This window comes from Pseudomonadota bacterium, from assembly GCA_016195085.1.
GTDB lineage: Bacteria > Pseudomonadota > Alphaproteobacteria > SHVZ01 > SHVZ01 > JACQAG01.
This window is the reverse complement of sequence record JACQAG010000006.1, coordinates 51,290-67,778: the sequence shown is the minus strand read 5'-3', so window position 1 is coordinate 67,778 and position 16,489 is coordinate 51,290. Positions and strand designations below refer to the sequence as shown.

The 16,489-nt window shown below is 65.7% G+C and carries 18 protein-coding genes and 1 pseudogene; 2 read left to right on the top strand and 17 right to left on the bottom strand.

All coding sequences use genetic code 11. The annotated features are described in order from the left end of the window. Nucleotides 1-37: 37 nt before the first annotated feature. The 8 genes from thiL to HY058_01805 all read right to left on the bottom strand — a co-directional run bounded on the left by thiL (nucleotide 38) and on the right by HY058_01805 (nucleotide 6,784). Complete coding sequence (gene thiL, locus HY058_01840) at nucleotides 38-1,090, bottom strand: thiamine-phosphate kinase (protein ID MBI3496027.1); 1,053 nt, start codon at nucleotides 1,088-1,090, stop codon at nucleotides 38-40. Continuing rightward, nucleotides 1,002-1,511: a transcription antitermination factor NusB gene (gene nusB / locus HY058_01835; GenBank protein ID MBI3496026.1), complete on the bottom strand. Its 510-nt coding sequence runs from the start codon at nucleotides 1,509-1,511 to the stop codon at nucleotides 1,002-1,004. Before nusB ends, thiL begins: the two co-directional genes overlap by 89 nt. Next, nucleotides 1,508-1,993: a 6,7-dimethyl-8-ribityllumazine synthase gene (locus tag HY058_01830; GenBank protein MBI3496025.1), complete on the bottom strand. Its 486-nt coding sequence runs from the start codon at nucleotides 1,991-1,993 to the stop codon at nucleotides 1,508-1,510. The genes nusB and HY058_01830 overlap by 4 nt, the downstream gene beginning before the upstream one ends. 11 nt (nucleotides 1,994-2,004) lie before the next feature. Next, on the bottom strand, nucleotides 2,005-3,060 hold the full coding sequence (gene ribB / locus HY058_01825; GenBank protein ID MBI3496024.1) for a 3,4-dihydroxy-2-butanone-4-phosphate synthase: 1,056 nt from the start codon (nucleotides 3,058-3,060) through the stop codon (nucleotides 2,005-2,007). A gap of 92 nt (nucleotides 3,061-3,152) precedes the next feature. Then, nucleotides 3,153-3,740 carry a riboflavin synthase gene (locus HY058_01820; protein ID MBI3496023.1) on the bottom strand — a complete coding sequence of 196 codons (588 nt, stop codon included), beginning with the start codon at nucleotides 3,738-3,740 and terminating at the stop codon, nucleotides 3,153-3,155. A gap of 12 nt (nucleotides 3,741-3,752) precedes the next feature. After that, nucleotides 3,753-4,832: a bifunctional diaminohydroxyphosphoribosylaminopyrimidine deaminase/5-amino-6-(5-phosphoribosylamino)uracil reductase RibD gene (ribD, locus tag HY058_01815; GenBank protein ID MBI3496022.1), complete on the bottom strand. Its 1,080-nt coding sequence runs from the start codon at nucleotides 4,830-4,832 to the stop codon at nucleotides 3,753-3,755. A 138-nt stretch (nucleotides 4,833-4,970) separates the two neighbouring features. After that, entirely contained in the window at nucleotides 4,971-5,429 is a 459-nt protein-coding gene (gene nrdR / locus HY058_01810) for a transcriptional repressor NrdR (protein ID MBI3496021.1), read from the bottom strand. Between the two features lie 29 nt (nucleotides 5,430-5,458). Next, a complete protein-coding gene (locus tag HY058_01805) occupies nucleotides 5,459-6,784 on the bottom strand; it encodes a serine hydroxymethyltransferase (protein ID MBI3496020.1) in 1,326 nt (441 codons plus the stop codon). Between the two features lie 365 nt (nucleotides 6,785-7,149). Here HY058_01805 and HY058_01800 point away from each other — a divergent pair, with 365 nt between their 5' ends. Continuing rightward, nucleotides 7,150-7,578: a MucR family transcriptional regulator gene (locus HY058_01800; protein ID MBI3496019.1), complete on the top strand. Its 429-nt coding sequence runs from the start codon at nucleotides 7,150-7,152 to the stop codon at nucleotides 7,576-7,578. Nucleotides 7,579-7,777: 199 nt separating this feature from the next. On the opposite strand, the gene HY058_01795 is transcribed toward HY058_01800, so the two are convergent. The 7 genes and pseudogenes from HY058_01795 to HY058_01765 form a co-directional block, all read right to left on the bottom strand. Then, nucleotides 7,778-8,893, bottom strand: a complete 1,116-nt coding sequence (locus tag HY058_01795; protein MBI3496018.1) for a branched-chain amino acid ABC transporter substrate-binding protein — start codon at nucleotides 8,891-8,893, stop codon at nucleotides 7,778-7,780. Nucleotides 8,894-9,024: 131 nt separating this feature from the next. Beyond that, on the bottom strand, nucleotides 9,025-9,366 hold the full coding sequence (locus HY058_01790; protein ID MBI3496017.1) for a hypothetical protein: 342 nt from the start codon (nucleotides 9,364-9,366) through the stop codon (nucleotides 9,025-9,027). Further along, nucleotides 9,366-10,076: an ABC transporter ATP-binding protein gene (locus HY058_01785; GenBank protein ID MBI3496016.1), complete on the bottom strand. Its 711-nt coding sequence runs from the start codon at nucleotides 10,074-10,076 to the stop codon at nucleotides 9,366-9,368. The genes HY058_01790 and HY058_01785 overlap by 1 nt, the downstream gene beginning before the upstream one ends. Beyond that, nucleotides 10,076-10,939 (bottom strand): ATP-binding cassette domain-containing protein, encoded by an 864-nt coding sequence (locus HY058_01780; GenBank protein ID MBI3496015.1) that lies wholly within the window; start codon nucleotides 10,937-10,939, stop codon nucleotides 10,076-10,078. Before HY058_01780 ends, HY058_01785 begins: the two co-directional genes overlap by 1 nt. After that, nucleotides 10,936-12,312, bottom strand: a pseudogene (gene livM, locus HY058_01775) (high-affinity branched-chain amino acid ABC transporter permease LivM). The gene HY058_01780 and the pseudogene livM overlap by 4 nt, the downstream one beginning before the upstream one ends. A gap of 79 nt (nucleotides 12,313-12,391) precedes the next feature. Next, entirely contained in the window at nucleotides 12,392-13,306 is a 915-nt protein-coding gene (locus tag HY058_01770; GenBank protein MBI3496014.1) for a branched-chain amino acid ABC transporter permease LivH, read from the bottom strand. 211 nt (nucleotides 13,307-13,517) lie between these two features. Next, nucleotides 13,518-13,721, bottom strand: a complete 204-nt coding sequence (locus HY058_01765) for a hypothetical protein (GenBank protein MBI3496013.1) — start codon at nucleotides 13,719-13,721, stop codon at nucleotides 13,518-13,520. A 104-nt stretch (nucleotides 13,722-13,825) separates the two neighbouring features. Between HY058_01765 and HY058_01760 the strand changes: the two genes are divergently transcribed. After that, the gene (locus HY058_01760) at nucleotides 13,826-15,034 is read left to right on the top strand and encodes an acyl-CoA dehydrogenase (protein ID MBI3496012.1); all 1,209 of its coding nucleotides are present in this window, start codon (nucleotides 13,826-13,828) and stop codon (nucleotides 15,032-15,034) included. A 42-nt stretch (nucleotides 15,035-15,076) separates the two neighbouring features. Here the strand turns inward: HY058_01760 and HY058_01755 are convergent, their stop codons facing one another. Together HY058_01755 and HY058_01750 are read right to left on the bottom strand one after the other, a co-directional pair. Further along, nucleotides 15,077-15,826 (bottom strand): HAD family hydrolase, encoded by a 750-nt coding sequence (locus HY058_01755; GenBank protein ID MBI3496011.1) that lies wholly within the window; start codon nucleotides 15,824-15,826, stop codon nucleotides 15,077-15,079. 44 nt (nucleotides 15,827-15,870) lie between these two features. Beyond that, nucleotides 15,871-16,482 (bottom strand): HAD family phosphatase, encoded by a 612-nt coding sequence (locus tag HY058_01750; protein MBI3496010.1) that lies wholly within the window; start codon nucleotides 16,480-16,482, stop codon nucleotides 15,871-15,873. Nucleotides 16,483-16,489 lie beyond the last annotated feature (7 nt).

Genomic DNA, 16,489 nt, shown 5'->3' with positions numbered 1-16,489 from the left:
ACCAGGCCGCCCGTGCGAGCGGAGCGGATTGGGGCGCTTAGAAATGCCGGTACCCGCTGGCCGTCAGCCGCAGGGGCCGGCCATCGCCGTCGAGCGCCTGCACTCCATCCCCGCCACGGATATGGCCGATCGCGGTGACGGCGACGCCGGCCCGCTTGCTCGCCGCCTCGATCGATTGCTCCGCTTCCGGCGGGGCGGTGAACAGGAGCTCGTAATCGTCACCGCCGGTGAGCACGCGTTCGATCGCCGCCGGCCGCCCCGCCAGGACCACCCTCGCGGCCGCCGAGAGCGGGATGCGGTCGGTGTGGATCTCCGCCCCAACATGCGAGGTCTCAGCGATATGCCCGAGATCGGCGACGAGCCCATCGGAGATGTCGATCGCGGCACGGGCATGGCCGATGAGCGCTTGGCCCAGACCGGGCCGGGGTCGAGGTAGCCAATAGCGGTCCTTCAGATAGGCGCCGTGAACGGCGTCCAAGCCGGCGAATTCACCCTCGAGGACGGCAAGACCGAGCGCGCCATCGCCGATCGTGCCGGAGACGTAGACGACGTCGCCGGGCCTGGCCGTCGAGCGCAACAGCGCCCGGCCTGCCGGCACACGACCGAGAGCGGTGATGGAGAGCGTGATCGGCCCCGGTGTGGCGGTCGAGTCGCCGCCGATGAGATGCACCGCGAATTCGGCCTGGTCGGCCGCCAATCCCAGCGCAAAGCCTTCGAGCCAATCCTCGCCGACGCGCTGCGGCAGAACCGCGGCCAAGGTATAGGCGAACGGTGTCGCACCCTTGGCGGCGAGATCGGAAATATTCACGCGAAGCGCCTTGCGGGCGATGAGATCTGCGGCGTCGGCGCTGCGAAAATGCACGCCTTCGACCAAGGCATCGGTGGTGACCACCAGATCCTGACCCGGCACGGAAGCGATGAACGCCGCGTCGTCGGCAAGATCCAGCGCGCCGGGGAATCCGGTGGCAAGGGGCGCATAGAACCGGGCGATGCGCCCGAATTCATCCAGCCGTTCGGGTTTGTTGGGAGCGATTGTCGTTGTCCAGCTCTTGCGGGCGCAGCTCGCGGGCGATGCGGTCGAGCACGCCATTGACGAACCCCGGCTCCTTGCCGGCGTAGAAGGCGTGCGCGACGTCGACGTATTCATTCAAGGTGACGCGCGGCGGCACGTCCGTCCGGGCCAAGAGCTCGAAGGTGGCGGCGCGCAGGATCGCCGCCAGGACCAGCTCGAGGCGGTCGAGTGCCCAGCTCTCGCTCAGGTGCCGGGTGAGCAGGCTGTCCAGCTCCGGGCGCCGGGAGGCAACGCCGCGCACGAGCTCGGCGAAAAGCGCCTTGTCGACGGACGCCGCCTCGGGCTCGGCCGTAGCGGGGCTGAGGCGGTGGGCGAGGAATTCGCCGACGACCGCCTCGACCTCGGCGCCGGCAAGCTCGATCTGGTAGATCGCCTGCACTGCGGCAAGCCTGGCGGCGCTTCGGGTCCGCCTGCCGAGATTGCGATCGGGCCCGGTCATCGTGGGCTCCTGCGAAACTGCCGCTTGAGCGCCACCATCGCCAGGCAGGCGCGGGCTGCATCGCCGCCCTTGTCGAGGCGGTCGACCTTGGCTCTTTCCCAGGCTTGCGCCTTGGTATCCACGGTCAGGATGCCGTAGCCGATGGCGAGCCCGTGCTGCACCGCCAGGTCCTGCAGCCCGCGCGCGCTCTCGCCGCAGACATAGTCGTAATGGCTGGTCTCGCCCCGGATGACGCAGCCCAACGCCACATAGCCGTCGAAGCGCCGCCGCCGCCGCACGCTGGCGAAACGCAGTGCGGCTGGAATCTCGAAGGCGCCCGGCACGGTCGCCATCTCCCAGCTGGCACCCGACGTCGCCAGCACGGCGGTGGCACCCCGGACCAGTTCGTCGGCGATGTCGTCATAGAAGCGCGCGATCGCCACCAGCACATGCGCTTTGATGCGGACGGTCTGGATCGAGACTTTGGCTGCGCGCTTGACCATGGGCGCGCCCCTCAGACCTTGCGGCGCGGGATCGGCCGCTGCTCGACCAGGTTCAACCCATAGCCGTCCAAGCCGACGATCGTGCGCTTGGTGTTGGACAGGAGCACCATGTCGCGAACGCCGAGATCGATGAGGATCTGGGCGCCGACGCCATAGTCGCGGAGATCGGTTTCGGGCCCCTTGCCGGGTGCCTGGCGCGCGCGGACCCGATCGGAGAGGCTGGTGCGATGCGGCTCGCGCAAGAGCACGACCACGCCCCTGCCCTCCTGGCCGATGAGATCCATGGCCGCTTGCAGCTCGCCGCCGCGATCGCGCGAGCGATCGTTCAGCACGTCATCCAGCACGTTCAAGGCGTGCATGCGCACGAGCACCGGACCGGATGCCGCCACGTCGCCTTTGACGAGCGCGATATGCTCCGCATAGGCGACCTTGTTCACGTAGATGATCATTCGGAACGTGCCGCCGTGATGGCTGTCGAGCACGCTCTCCATGAGCCTCTGGATGGTGGATTCCGTGCGCCGGCGATGGGCAATGAGATCGGCGATGGTGGCGACCTTGAGCCCATGAAGCTGGGCGAAGCTCACCAGGTCGGGGAGCCGCGCCATGGTGCCGTCGTCTTTCATGATCTCGCAGATGACGCCGGACGGATTGAGGCCGGCGAGGCGGGCGATGTCGACGGCTGCCTCGGTATGGCCGGCGCGCACGAGCACGCCGCCGTCGCGGGCGACCAGGGGAAAGATGTGGCCGGGGGTGACGATGTCATCGCGACCCTTTGCCGGATCGGTTGCCACCTGGATGGTGCGGGCGCGGTCATGCGCCGAGATGCCCGTCGTTACCCCTTCCCGCGCCTCGATCGATACGGTGAAGGCGGTCTGATGCCTGGTCGCGTTCTGCCGCGGCATCAAGGACAGATCCAGGCGTTCGACCCGTTCGCGCGTGAGCGCCAGGCAGATGAGGCCGCGGCCATAGCGGGCCATGAAGTTGATGGCCTCCGGCGTGGCTTTCTCGGCCGGGATGATCAGGTCGCCCTCGTTCTCCCGATCTTCATCGTCGATAAGGATGAACATGCGGCCTTGACGTGCCTCCTCGACCACTTCCTCGATGTTGGAGAGCGCGCCCTTGTAGAGCGTGGCCAAGGCGGCGGACTGCGACAAAGAGCTCACTCCCGGTGTAAGAGCCGCGCCACGTACCGCGCCAGCATGTCGACCTCGAGGTTGACCCGGCTGCCCGGCTGCAACTCTTGAAACGTCGTGTGGGACCACGTGTGGGGGATGATGTTCACGCCGACCCGCACTCCGTCAACTTCATTGACCGTCAGCGAAACGCCGTCCAGCGCCAGCGCGCCCTTGGCGGCCACGAACCGGGCGAGCGGCTCCGGCACGGCAAAGACCAGGCGCCGGCTGCCGCCTTCGGGCGCCGCCGAAACCAGCTCGGCGACCCCGTCGACATGGCCCGAGACGAGATGGCCGCCGAGCTCGTCACCCACATGCAGCGAGCGCTCGAGGTTGACGCCCAGTCCTTGCCGCCACTCGCCCAAGGTGGTTCGCGCCAGGGTCTCGCCGGAGACGTCGACGGCGAACCAACCCGGCCCTTTGTCCACGACCGTCAGGCAGACGCCGGCGCAGGCGATCGAGGCGCCGAGCGCGATCAGGCCGGTGTCATAGCCGGTTCCGAGCGTGAACCTTGCGTCTTGGCGCCGCTCGACGCGTTCGAGGCGGCCGATATCCGTGACGATGCCTGTGAACATGCTGCCCGGGTATTAGCCCGCCCGGGCATAGGTTTCCATCACATCTTCGCCGATGCGGGCGACGTCGGTCAGGGTGAACGCCGGCGCATCGGCAAGGTGCCGGAGGCCGAGGGGTGCGGCAACCGGCACGCCGTCGCCGCCGATGAACCGCGCCGACCGGCACCAGACGACCCGGTCGACGAGATCGAGGCGGAGCAGGCTGGCGACGATCTGCGAGCCGCCTTCGACCAGGAGCCTGGTGATGCCGCGATCGCCCAGCTCGCGCAGCAGGGCGGCGAGATCGACCCGGCCGCCGTCGTTGGCGGCGGCTTGAATGATGTCGACGCCGCAATCGCGGAAGGCTTCTTTGCGATGGCGGTCGGCGTTCTCCAGGCAGGCGATCCAGGTCGGCGTCGTCGTAGCGGAGGCGGCAAGCGCGCTGGTGAGCGGCAGGCGCAAATGACCGTCGACGACGATGCGCACCGGGGAGTCCTGGGCGAGGCCCGGCAGGCGGCAGGTGAGCAACGGATCGTCGATCAAAGCCGTGCCGACCCCGACCAGGACCGCGTCGTGATTGGCGCGAAGCGCATGCGCCAGCGCACGGGCCGGCTCGCCGGAAATCCAGCGGCTCTCGCCGCTATGGGTGGCGATGCGTCCGTCGAGCGTGGTGGCGATCTTGAGCGTCACCATCGGCCGGCCGATGGCGAGCCGGGTCAGGAAGCCGAGATTGATCTCCTTCGCCTCGGCCTCGCCCAGGCCTACGTCAACCGGTATGCCAGCCTGCTGCAGCCTGGCCATGCCGCGGCCGGACACGCGCGGGTCGGGATCCTCGAGCGCCACCACGGCGCGCGCGATCCCTGCCTCGACCAGCGCATCGGCGCAGGGCGGCGTCTTGCCATGATGGGCGCAGGGCTCCAGGGTTACGTAGATCGTCGCGCCGCGGGCCGCCGGCCCCGCCCGGCGGAGCGCCTCGGTCTCCGCATGCGGCCGGCCGCCCGGCTGCGTCCAGCCGCGCCCAACCACCCGACCGTCTTTGACCAGGACCGCGCCAACCGTCGGGTTCGGCCACACGCGTCCACGCCCGCGCCGTGCCAGCGCGAGCGCCCCAGCCATGTAGTCCCGATCGGAGGCCGTCATTACCGCCCAGTACCGGATCGCGCAAATTCGTGGGCCGTGGTCGACTCACGAATTTGCGCGTGAATCAGGTACTTGCCTAAGCCGATTTGTACCGACCTTCTACGAAAGTCGGTACTAGGTGGCATCGCCGCCGAGCTTGCCCAAGAAGTCTTCGAAGTCCTTCGCTTCCCGGAAGTTGCGATAAACCGATGCGAACCGCACGTAGGCGACGGGATCGAGATTGGCGAGCGCGTCCATCACCAGTTCGCCGATCACTTGCGACTGGATCTCGCTCTCGCCCATGCTTTCCAGCCTGCGCACGATCGAGTTGATGACTCGCTCGAGGCGGTCGGGATCGACAGGACGCTTGCGCAGAGCCACCTGCATCGAGCGCGCGAGCTTGTCGCGATCGAAGGGCGCCCGCTTGCCGTTCTTCTTGACGACCGTGAGCTCCCGCAGCTGCACACGTTCGAAGGTGGTGAAGCGTGAGCCACAAGCCGTGCAGAACCGCCGCCTCCGGATGGCGGAATTATCCTCCGTCGGCCGCGAGTCTTTGACCTGCGTATCCTCGTGCCCGCAAAACGGACAGCGCATCGCCCCCCTCCTCTCCTAACAACCCCGAGCTAAGGCAGGATCGGATAGATCGGGAACCGATCGCAGAGCTCGGTCACCCGAGCCCGCGCCCGAGCCTCGGTTGCTGCATTGTCGTTCGGATTTCGCGCCAATCCGTCAAGTACATCGCCGATCAGCCCGCCGACCAGGCGAAATTCCGCCGGTCCGAAGCCGCGTGTGGTGGCCGCCGGCGTCCCCAGTCGGATGCCGGAGGTGATTGTCGGCTTCTCCGGATCGAACGGGATGCCGTTCTTGTTGCAGGTCATGCCGGCGCGCTCGAGCGAAGCCTCGGCAGCCTTGCCGGTGAGCCCTTTCGGCCTGAGATCGACCAGCATCAGATGGCTGTCGGTGCCACCGGAGACGATGGCCAGGCCGCGCTCGACCAGGCTGGAGGCCAGGATCTGCGCGTTGGCAACGACCGCGCGCGCATAGGACTTGAATTCGGGCTTGAGCGCTTCGCCGAAGGCGACCGCCTTGGCGGCGATCACATGCATCAGCGGCCCACCCTGGAGACCGGGGAAGACCGCGGCGTTGAGCTTTTTGCCGAGCTCCTCATCCATGCTGAGGAGCATGCCGCCGCGCGGACCTCTCAGCGTCTTGTGGGTCGTCGTGGTGACCACATGGGCATGAGCGAGCGGGCTTGGATAGGCGCCGCCGGCGACCAGCCCGGCGAAATGCGCCATGTCGACCATGAGATAGGCGCCGACCGCATCGGCGATGCGGCGGAAACGGGTGAAGTCGATGATGCGCGGATAGGCGGATCCGCCGGCGATGATGAGGCGCGGCCGGGTTTCGCGGGCGAGCCGCTCGACTTCCTCGAAGTCGATGAGCGCATCCTCGCGGCGCACGCCGTATTGCACCGCCTTGAACCATTTGCCGGAGATGTTCGGGGCGGCGCCGTGGGTCAGATGACCGCCGGCGGCGAGCGACATGCCGAGCACGACATCGCCGGGGTTCAAGAGGGCGAGGAAGACCGCTTGGTTCGCCTGCGCGCCGGAATGCGGCTGAACATTGGCGAAGCGGCACCCGAACAATGTCTTGGCGCGCTCGATCGCCAGCAACTCGGCCTCGTCGACGAACGCGCAGCCGCCATAGTAACGCTTGCCTGGTAGACCCTCGGCGTACTTGTTGGTCAGCACCGAGCCTTGCGCGGCCAAGACCGCGCGGCTGACGATGTTCTCCGAGGCGATGAGCTCGACCTGGCTCTGCTGGCGGTTGAGCTCCCGCCCGATCGCCGCGTGGAGATCGCGATCGGCGGCGGCGAGCGGGGTCTCGAAAAAGCCGCGTGCGGCGGCGCTCTCCTCAGTCAGCTGTGCTCTCGTCTGCTTCAGGGTCATGCGATTGCGAATTCCAGTCTGGGCATGTCGGGAGAGCGTGGCGACGCGATTTGCGCGGCGCTCCCAATGATTTCCGGGGTCATAATGCTCGGATGGTCGTCGTGGCGGCACTCTACCATATGTCCGTTGCGCGATGCCAGATCATACTAGGTATTGAATATTTGCCCTGGTGGAGATCCCGCGGCAAAACTTGCATCAGCGAGACCCTTTTCAAGGCATAACCGGGCGGTGCCGGATGGGAATTACTACGGTTGACCGGTATCAGTTGATGTAATGCCAATGCTCAGCATTTTGCTCATTGACATCTAAATTGCATCATGTGAAAAATTCGGCGACCGCAGCTTTACATTTCGGACATTGATCAGATGAGCGACCTCGCAGATCAAGTCACGATTTCACATGGCGAGCTACTGCGCATGACCACGGATGTGGTGGCAGCGTATGTTGGCAAGAATGCCGTCGGCACGGGACAAATCTCCGACGTCATCAACCTGGTTTTCGGCTCGCTTTCTCAGTTGAACGGTCATTCGAAAAGTGCTCAGCCGGAGCCGCTTAAGCCGGCGGTGGCAATTCGTCGCTCGGTGACCCCGGATTACATCGTCTGTCTGGAAGACGGCAAGAAGCTGAAAATGTTGAAGCGTCATCTCCGCACGACTTACGGCATGACGCCTGAAGAATACCGTGCGAAATGGGGATTGCCGCCCGACTATCCGATGGTGGCGCCGAACTATGCCGAGCAACGCTCGATGTTTGCTAAGAAGATCGGCCTCGGGCGCAGTCCAGCCAAACGTTAGTCTTGGGCCGGCCGGCTGGCTGGTCCCTTCGCCCCCCTCGCAAGCGCGTATTTCGCTCAACCACGCCCGATCCAGGCGCCCCGCCATGGGTTCGCCCGCCTCTTGGCGCGCCCAACGGCACCGGGACCCGACGAAAACGGCCCGGCGGAATTGCCGCCGGGCCGCATGTTCGTGGGATCAGCTCCCAGCCAGCGCCGGATTACATCTCGGCGTATTTGCCTTCCTTGAAGATGTACCAGACGTAGGAAGCGTTCTTGATGTCGCCCTTCTTGTCCCACTCGATCGGGCCGATCACGGTGTTGACCTTGTTCGAGCGGAACCACTTGGCGAGATCGGCGGTCTTCAACGACTTCGTTGCCGTCGCGGCCGCGGCCCAAGCCTGGATCGCCGCATAGGTGTAGAGGGTGTAGCCCTCCGGATCGTAGTTCTGCGCCTTGAACTTGGCGACCACGTCCTTCGCCGTGGACAGCTTGCGCGGATCCGGCGGGAAGGTCATGAGCGTGCCCTGCCCGGCGTTGCCGGTGATCTTCCAGAACTCGTCGGTCACCAAGGCATCGCCAGAAACCAAGAGCGCATTGAAGCCCTGCTCGCGCGCCTGGCGGACCAGGAGGCCGGCCTCGGTGTGATAGCCGCCGAGATACATGACGTCGATGCCGCCCGCCTTCATCTTGCTGATGACGGCCGAGAAGTCCTTGTCGCCCTGGGTGATGGCCTCGTACATGGCCTCCTGCAGTCCCGCGGCGTTCATCGCCTTCTTGGTCTCATCGGCGAGGCCCTTACCATAGGCCGACTTGTCGTGAATGATGGCGACCTTCTTGGCTTTGTATTGCTGCGCCAGCCACTTGCCGGCGACCAGGCCCTGCGCGTCGTCGCGGCCGCAGGAGCGGAGCACGTTCTGCCAGCCCTTTTCCGCCGCGCCGTCGGTCAAGGCCGGGTTGGTCGAGGCCGGCGTCATCTGCAAGACATCGGCTTCGTTGTAGATAGCCGAGGCCGGGATCGAGGAGGATGAGCAGAAATGCCCGGCTACGAACGCAACCTTGCGTCCGACCAGCTGGTTGGCCACCGCCACCGCCTGCTTCGGATCGCACGCGTCGTCGCCGATCTGGATCGTGACCTTGCGGCCCAGCACGCCGCCCTTCGCATTGATATCCGCAATCGCCATGTCGGCGCCGCGCTTCATCTGTTCGCCGAACGCCGCATATTGGCCGGTCATTGGGCCGACCGTGGCGATGAGGATGTCCTGCGCCTTGGCCGGCGCAGCAGTGAATGCTGCCACCGCCGCCGCGGCGAGGAGGGACGAAGTCCATCTACGCATGTGGGGTTAACTCCCTGTCAGTGATGACTGCCCTGGGGTGCTGGAATCCATTGACCAGCCACCCACGGGCCGAGGACGAAACTGCTGCCGTAGCAGCCTAGCGAGGTTGTAGCAAAGCCTTGATGCGCCTGCTAGTACCTCGCGCGCCAGCGGAACAAACCGTGACGTTCGTACAACCAGGGATACTGGTCGACCATCTTGCGGGCGAAGGTCAAGCGGTGGCTGAGCGCGCTCAGCCCAATGAGCACGATCGCCGATGCCACGAAGCCCGCGACCGACAGCAACGGTGCCTCGAAAAGCATGAAGCTAAGCAGCCGATTGCCCACCGCCATCAAGAGACCATAGGGCACCACCTGCCAGAGCGGACGCCAAGTCTGCGCCATCGCCTGGCCGGTCATCACCGCCGCACCGCCGAACATGACCACGGTGAAGCCAAGGAACACGCCGAGCTTGGCCCCGAGGATGGCTTCCATCAGTGCCCGCCCTCGAGATAGGCGGCCCGCACCTCACGATTTGCGAGGAGCTCGCGGCCGGTGCCGCTCAGCATGACTGAGCCATTGGCCATCACATAACCGCGATGGGCGAGCTTCAAGGCATGGTAGGCGTTCTGCTCGACGAGGAAGACCGTCACCTTCTCCCGGCGGTTGATCTCGCCGATCACGTCGAAGATCTGCTTGACGATCATCGGCGCCAGGCCGAGCGAGGGTTCGTCCAGAAGCAAGAGCCTGGGCCGGCTCATCAGCGCCCGGCCGATCGAGAGCATCTGCTGCTCGCCGCCCGACAAGGTGCCGCCGCGCTGGCTCTGGCGCTGCCTGAGGATGGGAAACAGCGTAAAGACCCGCTCGCAGTCTTCGGCAAAATGCTCGGGCGCTGCCGTCGTGGCGCCCATCTGCAGATTCTCCAAGATGGTCATGCGCGGAAAGATCCGCCGGCCCTCCGGTGCTTGCGCGATGCCGAGGCGGACGATCTCGAAGGTCGGCATCGCCGTGATGTCGGTGCCTTCGAACAGGATGCGGCCCTGCTTGGCGCGCGGGTTGCCGCAGATGGTCATCAGAAGCGTCGACTTGCCGGCGCCGTTGGCGCCGATCAAGGTCACGATCTCGCCCGTCGCCACCTCGATATCGACGCCCCTGAGCGCCTCGATATGCCCATAGAAGGTGTGGACGCCGGCGATCGACAGCATCAGCGCCTCGCCGCCTCGACGCCGAGATCGACCGCCACTTCCGGCGGCAGGGCATCCGTCTCCTCTTCGCCCAGATAGGCGCGGATGACGTTCGGATCGTTGCGCACCGCCTCCGGGGTCCCGTCGGAGATCTTCTTGCCATAGTCGAGCACGACGATGTGATCGGAGATGCCCATGACCACGCTCATGTCGTGCTCGATCAGAAGCACGCCGATCCGTTGCTGCTCGCGAATGTCGAGCAGGAGCTGGCGCAGCTCCGCCGACTCGCGCGGATTGAGGCCGGCGGCCGGCTCGTCCAGGCAAAGCAGCGTCGGCCTGGTGCACATGGCGCGGGCGATCTCGAGCCGACGCTGCGAGCCGTAGGGTAGATTGCCCGCTTCCCAATCCGCCTGCTTCGTCAGCCCGATACGTTCCAGCCATTCCAACGCCAGCGCGACCGCCCCACGTTCGGCGTTGCCGTAGCGCGCCAGCCCGAAGAGTCCGGCAACGGTGAAGCCCGACGCGCGCATCAGTACGTTGTGCTGGGCCACGATCAGGTTCTCCAGCACGGTCATCCGCGGAAATAGACGGATGTTCTGGAAGGTGCGCGCCACCCCGGCGCGCTGCGCGATGCGGAATCCGGTCATGCGCTCCAGCAGAAATTCCCCGCGCGAGCCCGTTAGCCGCAACCGGCCCACGGGCGGGCTATAGAAGCCGGTCAGGCAATTGAAGACGGTCGTCTTGCCCGCGCCGTTCGGTCCGATGATGGCGGTGATCTCGCGGTCATAAGCGGTGAAGCCGACGTCATCGACGGCGACCAGGCCGCCGAAACGCATGGTCAGGTGCTCGACCTGGAGGAGAGGCTGGCGTGCGTTGCCGCTCATGGCGAGGAGCCGGCCTTGTTGAGGCGGATCGAGGGCTCGCGGTGGGCGAAGAGGCCGCGCGGCCGCCAGATCATGATCGCGATCATCGCCGCGCCGAAGGCGAGTATGCGGTATTGGGCGAGCTCGCGGAAGAATTCGGGAATTCCGATCAGCATCAGGGCGGCCAGCACGATGCCGATCTGGCTGCCCATGCCGCCCAGCACGACGATGGCCAGGATCAGCGCCGATTCCGTGAAGGTGAAGCTCTCCGGGCTGATGAAACCTTGCCGGGTCGCGAAGAAGGAACCGGCAAAGCCGCCGAACATGGCGCCGATCGCAAACGCGGTGAGCTTGGTGTTGGTGGGATTGATGCCGAGCGCGCGGCAGGCAATCTCGTCCTCGCGCAGCGCCTCCCAGGCGCGGCCGATCGGCAGCCTGCGAATGCGGAGCGTGAACAGGTTGGTGACGAGCGCCAGGGTGAGAATGACGTAGTAGAGAAAATAGACGCGGTGGTCGGGGGAGAACTCGAGACCGAAGATCTCGTGGAACGCGGTGACGCCTTCCGGCGGGCTGGCGGCGAAGGGATGGCCGAAGAAGCTCGGTCTGGGGATCGAGGAGATGCCGTTGGGACCGCCGGTGAAATACCACCAGTTGAGCAGAATGATGCGGATGATCTCGCCGAAGCCGAGGGTCACGATGGCGAGATAGTCGCCCCGCAGACGGAGGACCGGAAAGCCGAGAATGACGCCGGTGACGGCCGCGAACAAACCGGCCAAGGGCAGGCATGCCCAGAATGACAAGCCGAAGTGCTGGGCGATGAGCGCGTAGGAATAGGCGCCCATCGCATAGAAGGCGACATAGCCGAGATCGAGGAGGCCGGCGAGCCCGACCACGACATTGAGGCCCCAACCCAGCATGACGTAGGTCAAGACCAGAATGCCGAGATCGATCAGGTAGCGGCTGGCGAAGGGCGTGAACGGAAAGATGATGGCGAGGATGAGCGCCGCCGGGCCGAGCCAGCGCCCCAAGAGCACGCCGAACTCGCCGAGCTTGTCCTCGGAGTCGGCGCTCGGCGCCGTGGTCCGCCCTTGCCATAGCTTGATGCCGGCCCGGATCGCGATCACCGCTGCGCCGAGACTGACCAGCCACTGGATCGCCGGGTTCGGCAGGCCAATTGTCGGCAGCAGCACCGCGACACCGGCGGACACGGCGAGCACCGGGACGGCATGGCCGGATTGCAGGAGTCCGAAGGCTATCTGGCCGAGGAAGACGACGATCACGGCTACGGCGACGTCGCCGAAGCGGGTGTTGACCGTGATCGCCATGCCGCCGCTGACATCGGCAGTCTCGAAGCCGATCATCGGCAAGGCCAAGGCGAGGCAGACCAGCGCCGCGATCGCGGCGTCTCTCAGCACCCGGCGCGCATCCGGGGCGGCCCCATGCGGCTGGCTGAGCGCGGCGGTCGCCACCGGCTCAGACCTTCTCGATGTCGGGCTTGCCCAAGAGCCCGGTCGGCTTGAACACCAAGGTCAGGATGAGAATGCCGAACACCGCCACGTCCTTGTATTCCACGGTGAAGAAGCCCGACCAGAACGCCTCGATCAGCCCGATCAGGAGGCCGCCCAGCATGGCGCCCGGGAGCGATCCGATACCGCCCAGCACCGCCGCGGTGAAGGCCTTAACGCCGGCGAGGAAGCCGATATAGAAATCGATGACGCCGTAGTAGAGCGTGACCATCATGCCGGCCACCGCCGCCAGCGCCGCGCCTAAGACGAAGGTGAGCGAGATGGTGCGATCGACATTGACGCCGACGAGCGCGGCCATGCCCATGTCTTGCTCGGTCGCGCGCTGCGAGCGCCCGAGGGCGGTGCGTTGGATCATGACCGTGAACAGCACCATGAGCGATAGCGTCACCACCATTATGATGATCTGGATGTCGCTCAGCCGAACGGCGAAGCCGTCCTTCTCCATGATGATGTATCCGCCGGTCACGACCGGCGGCAGCGGCTTCACCCGCGCCCCTTGCACGAGCTGGACGTAGTTCTGCAAGAACAAGGACATGCCGATCGCGGAAATCAACGGCGCCAGACGCGTGGAGCGGCGTAGCGGCCGATAGGCGATGCGTTCCACGGCCCAGCCATAGGCCGCCGTGAAGATCATCGCGGTCACCAGGACCACGACCAGCGCCAGGGGCACAAAGGTGACGCCGGCGATACCGAGGATGATGAAGGTGATGATCGAGATGAAGGCGCCGATCATATAGATCTCGCCATGCGCGAAGTTGATCATCCCGATGATGCCGTAGACCATCGTGTAGCCGATGGCGATGAGACCGTAGATCGCCCCGAGGGTGAGCCCGTTGATCAGCTGCTGGACGATATATTCCATGGATCCGGCTTAACGAGGGGGCGAAGCGACGGCTTCATCGGCGCGGGCATCGTCCGGTCGCTTCAAGCGCTCGTGTGGCTGGCAAGCGTGGCGTCCCTGATTGGTCCCTGGCCCGTCGTGCGCGGGCGGCAGCTTAGCGAAAAAACCTAGTCGTGCATTGGGGGCGACGCAAGGCGAAAGTCACCGGCCTCGCCCGGAGAGTGCCGTTGGCTCAGGCGCTTAGCTGCCCATGCTTGCGCAGCACGTAGATGAGCTTGCTGAGCGCAGTGCGCTTCAGCATGGCCTCGCCGGCGCCGGCCGCGCCAACGATCGAAACCTCGACGCCGGTCTTGGCATCGACGGCGCTCACCTTCACATAGGCGCCGACGCGGTGGAATTCGAACAGGACCTCGCGGTCGCCGGAGGTGTGATCCATAGTCGGAAAGTTTGCACCCGGACTCCGCTCCTGTCACTCCCGCCATTGGCTGGCCGAGCGCCGTCAAGCGCGTATATAGTAAGAAAGATCTCCGGAGAGACCCCATGACTGCTTTGCGCGCCGACAAGCCGGCCGAGAAACCGACGTTTCAGTGGGATGATCCGCTGCTCCTGGACGAGCAGCTCAGCGAATCGGAGCGTTTGATCCGCGACACGACGCGCTCCTTCGCGCTAGAAACGCTGATGCCGCGCATCGTGGATGCGTTTCGTCACGAACGCGTCGACCGCGACGTGCTCGGCGAGATGGGCAAGCTCGGGCTTCTCGGCTCGACCATCAGCGGCTATGGCTGCGCCGGGGTGAATTACGTCTCCTATGGCCTGATAGCCCGCGAGATCGAGCGGGTGGATTCCGGCTATCGCTCGACCTTGAGCGTGCAGTCGAGCCTGGTCATGCATCCGATCCACGCCTACGGCACCGAGGCGCAGCGGCAGAAGTACCTGCCGCGGTTGGCGACCGGCGAGCTCGTCGGCGCCTTCGGCCTGACCGAGCCCGATCACGGCTCCGATCCCGGAGGCATGACCACCCGCGCCCGCAAGGTGCAGGGCGGCTATCTGCTCAAGGGCGCCAAGACCTGGATCAGCAATGCGCCCATCGCCGATGTGTTCGTGATCTGGGCCAAGACCGAAGACGGGGTCATCCGCGGCTTCGTCGTGGAGCGCGGCGCCAAGGGTCTCTCCACGCCTAAGATCGAAGGCAAGTTCGCGCTCCGCGCCTCGGTCACCGGCGAGGTGGTGATGGACGATGTCGAGCTGCCGGAAGATGCGCTGCTGCCGAATGTGAGCGGTCTCAAGGGGCCGTTCGGCTGCCTCAACAATGCGCGCTTCGGCATTGCCTGGGGAGCCTTGGGCGCCGCCGAGTTCTGCTGGCATGCGGCGCGGACCTACACTATGGAAAGGAAGCAGTTCGGCCGTCCGCTGGCGGCCAATCAGCTCATCCAGAAGAAGCTCGCCGACATGCAGACCGAGATCACCCTCGGGCTGCAGACCTGCCTTCGGGTCGGCCGGCTCAAGGACGAGGGACGCTGCCCGCCTGAGCTCATCTCGATGGTCAAGCGCAACTCCTGCGGCAAGTCCCTCGACATCGCCCGGGTGGCCCGCGACATGCACGGCGGCAACGGCATCGCCGACGAGTTCCATGTCATCCGCCACGTGCTGAATCTGGAGGCGGTCAACACCTATGAGGGCACCCACGACATCCACGCCCTCATCCTCGGCCGTGCCCAGACCGGCATCCAGGCCTTTACCGGCGCCTGACCCGCTCCGAGCCTACGCTATGAGCCCGCGTCAATGCGGCAGTCACGGTTCCTTGGTGCCGCGCGGCGCCAGCAGCTCGGTTAGGCTGCGCACGATCCGGTCGGGGCGGATCGTGCTGCCGGGTGGCAGGCCGGCATCGTAGGCATCTAGCCAGATTGCGTGAATGCCCAGGCGCTGCGGGGCCGCGACCTCCCACTCCAAATTATCGCCGACCATCCACGCCTCGTTCGGGCGCACCTTGAGCACCATCATAGCGTGGGTATAAGCACGCTCCTCGGGCTTGCCAAATCCGCACTCTCCCTCGATCTGGATATGATCGAACCGGTGCTCGAGGTCGAAGCGCCGGATCTTGGCCCGTTGCGTCTCGGCCGCGCCGTTGGTGATCAGCGCCAAGCCGACGCCCAAGAGACGCAGCCGATCGAGCGTCTCGGCGGCGCCGTCAAACAGATGCATCTCCTCCTCCCGCAATGCCGTGAAGCGGTCGGCCAGGACGATCGCCAGCTCCGCCCGATCCTCTGGGTTGCGGTCGGGCGCTAACCGGGCGAGCGCGGTCGCTGCGATACGCCGGCGCGCCTCGCCCAGATGGCCGCGCCAGAATTTGTGCGCCGCTGGATCGCTCCAGAACGCGCGGGCAATGTCGGCGACCGCAGTGGCCACGGTGGGCGACGACAGGGGCAGTAGAGCGCTTGCGAACGAAGCCGTCACCTTCGCCCAGGCGATCTCAGGTCGTCCGTAGGAGGACAGGATGGTGTCGTCGAGATCCAGCAGGATCGCCCGGGGGAGCGTGTTCATGCTCCCGAGGGTAGCGCCGGCGTCGCGTACGCGCTACGCCGGCTTCAGAGCATCCGGTGATGCCTGAGCACGTCCGTCAGGGCGTCCAGGGAGGTGTGACGATGCGCCTGGAGACCGGCCTGACGGGCCCCCGCGACATTCTCTTCCAGATCGTCGATGAACAGCGTCTCGGCCGGCGCCATGTCGAGCCGCGCCAAGCAGCGTCGATAAGCTTCGGCGTCGGGTTTCGCCGCCCCCAGCTCGGCCGAAGCGTATACGGCCTCGCCGAAATGCGATCTCAGCTCCGGCAGGAACTCGTCGATGTGATCCGTCACCAAGGTCGTGTTGTTCGTCAGGACCGCGACCCGGGCCTTCAGCGCCACGGTCTTGACCAAGGCGAGCACGGCCGGCGCCGGCCTTGTCGTTGCCTTGCGGCCGGCGACCCATTCCAGCCGGGTCAGCTTATAGCCGATGCGCGCGTGAATTCCACGCAAGTACTGATCGGCATCGAAGGCGCCGGCATCGGCCTCGGCATCGAACCCTGAAGCCCAGATCGCCCTGTGGACGTCTTCCGGCTGTTTGCCGGCGAGCGCTGCGATCCGGGCGATATGAGCCGGCCGGTCATAGCTGCACAGGACATCGTCCAGATCGAATAGAACGAGAGCGATGCTTGGCATCGCGGAA

Excerpts from the sequence above, each read along its gene's own strand:
- thiL (MBI3496027.1), bottom strand. The coding sequence starts at position 1,090 with ATGGCGTGCTCGACCGCATCGCCCGCGAGCTGCGCCCGCAAGAGCTGG.
- nusB (MBI3496026.1), bottom strand. The coding sequence starts at position 1,511 with ATGACCGGGCCCGATCGCAATCTCGGCAGGCGGACCCGAAGCGCCGCC.
- HY058_01830 (MBI3496025.1), bottom strand. The coding sequence starts at position 1,993 with ATGGTCAAGCGCGCAGCCAAAGTCTCGATCCAGACCGTCCGCATCAAA.
- ribB (MBI3496024.1), bottom strand. The coding sequence starts at position 3,060 with ATGTTCATCCTTATCGACGATGAAGATCGGGAGAACGAGGGCGACCTG.
- HY058_01820 (MBI3496023.1), bottom strand. The coding sequence starts at position 3,740 with ATGTTCACAGGCATCGTCACGGATATCGGCCGCCTCGAACGCGTCGAG.
- ribD (MBI3496022.1), bottom strand. The coding sequence starts at position 4,832 with ATGGCTGGGGCGCTCGCGCTGGCACGGCGCGGGCGTGGACGCGTGTGG.
- nrdR (MBI3496021.1), bottom strand. The coding sequence starts at position 5,429 with ATGCGCTGTCCGTTTTGCGGGCACGAGGATACGCAGGTCAAAGACTCG.
- HY058_01805 (MBI3496020.1), bottom strand. The coding sequence starts at position 6,784 with ATGACCCTGAAGCAGACGAGAGCACAGCTGACTGAGGAGAGCGCCGCC.
- HY058_01800 (MBI3496019.1), top strand. The coding sequence starts at position 7,150 with ATGAGCGACCTCGCAGATCAAGTCACGATTTCACATGGCGAGCTACTG.
- HY058_01795 (MBI3496018.1), bottom strand. The coding sequence starts at position 8,893 with ATGCGTAGATGGACTTCGTCCCTCCTCGCCGCGGCGGCGGTGGCAGCA.
- HY058_01790 (MBI3496017.1), bottom strand. The coding sequence starts at position 9,366 with ATGGAAGCCATCCTCGGGGCCAAGCTCGGCGTGTTCCTTGGCTTCACC.
- HY058_01785 (MBI3496016.1), bottom strand. The coding sequence starts at position 10,076 with ATGCTGTCGATCGCCGGCGTCCACACCTTCTATGGGCATATCGAGGCG.
- HY058_01780 (MBI3496015.1), bottom strand. The coding sequence starts at position 10,939 with ATGAGCGGCAACGCACGCCAGCCTCTCCTCCAGGTCGAGCACCTGACC.
- HY058_01770 (MBI3496014.1), bottom strand. The coding sequence starts at position 13,306 with ATGGAATATATCGTCCAGCAGCTGATCAACGGGCTCACCCTCGGGGCG.
- HY058_01765 (MBI3496013.1), bottom strand. The coding sequence starts at position 13,721 with ATGGATCACACCTCCGGCGACCGCGAGGTCCTGTTCGAATTCCACCGC.
- HY058_01760 (MBI3496012.1), top strand. The coding sequence starts at position 13,826 with ATGACTGCTTTGCGCGCCGACAAGCCGGCCGAGAAACCGACGTTTCAG.
- HY058_01755 (MBI3496011.1), bottom strand. The coding sequence starts at position 15,826 with ATGAACACGCTCCCCCGGGCGATCCTGCTGGATCTCGACGACACCATC.
- HY058_01750 (MBI3496010.1), bottom strand. The coding sequence starts at position 16,482 with ATGCCAAGCATCGCTCTCGTTCTATTCGATCTGGACGATGTCCTGTGC.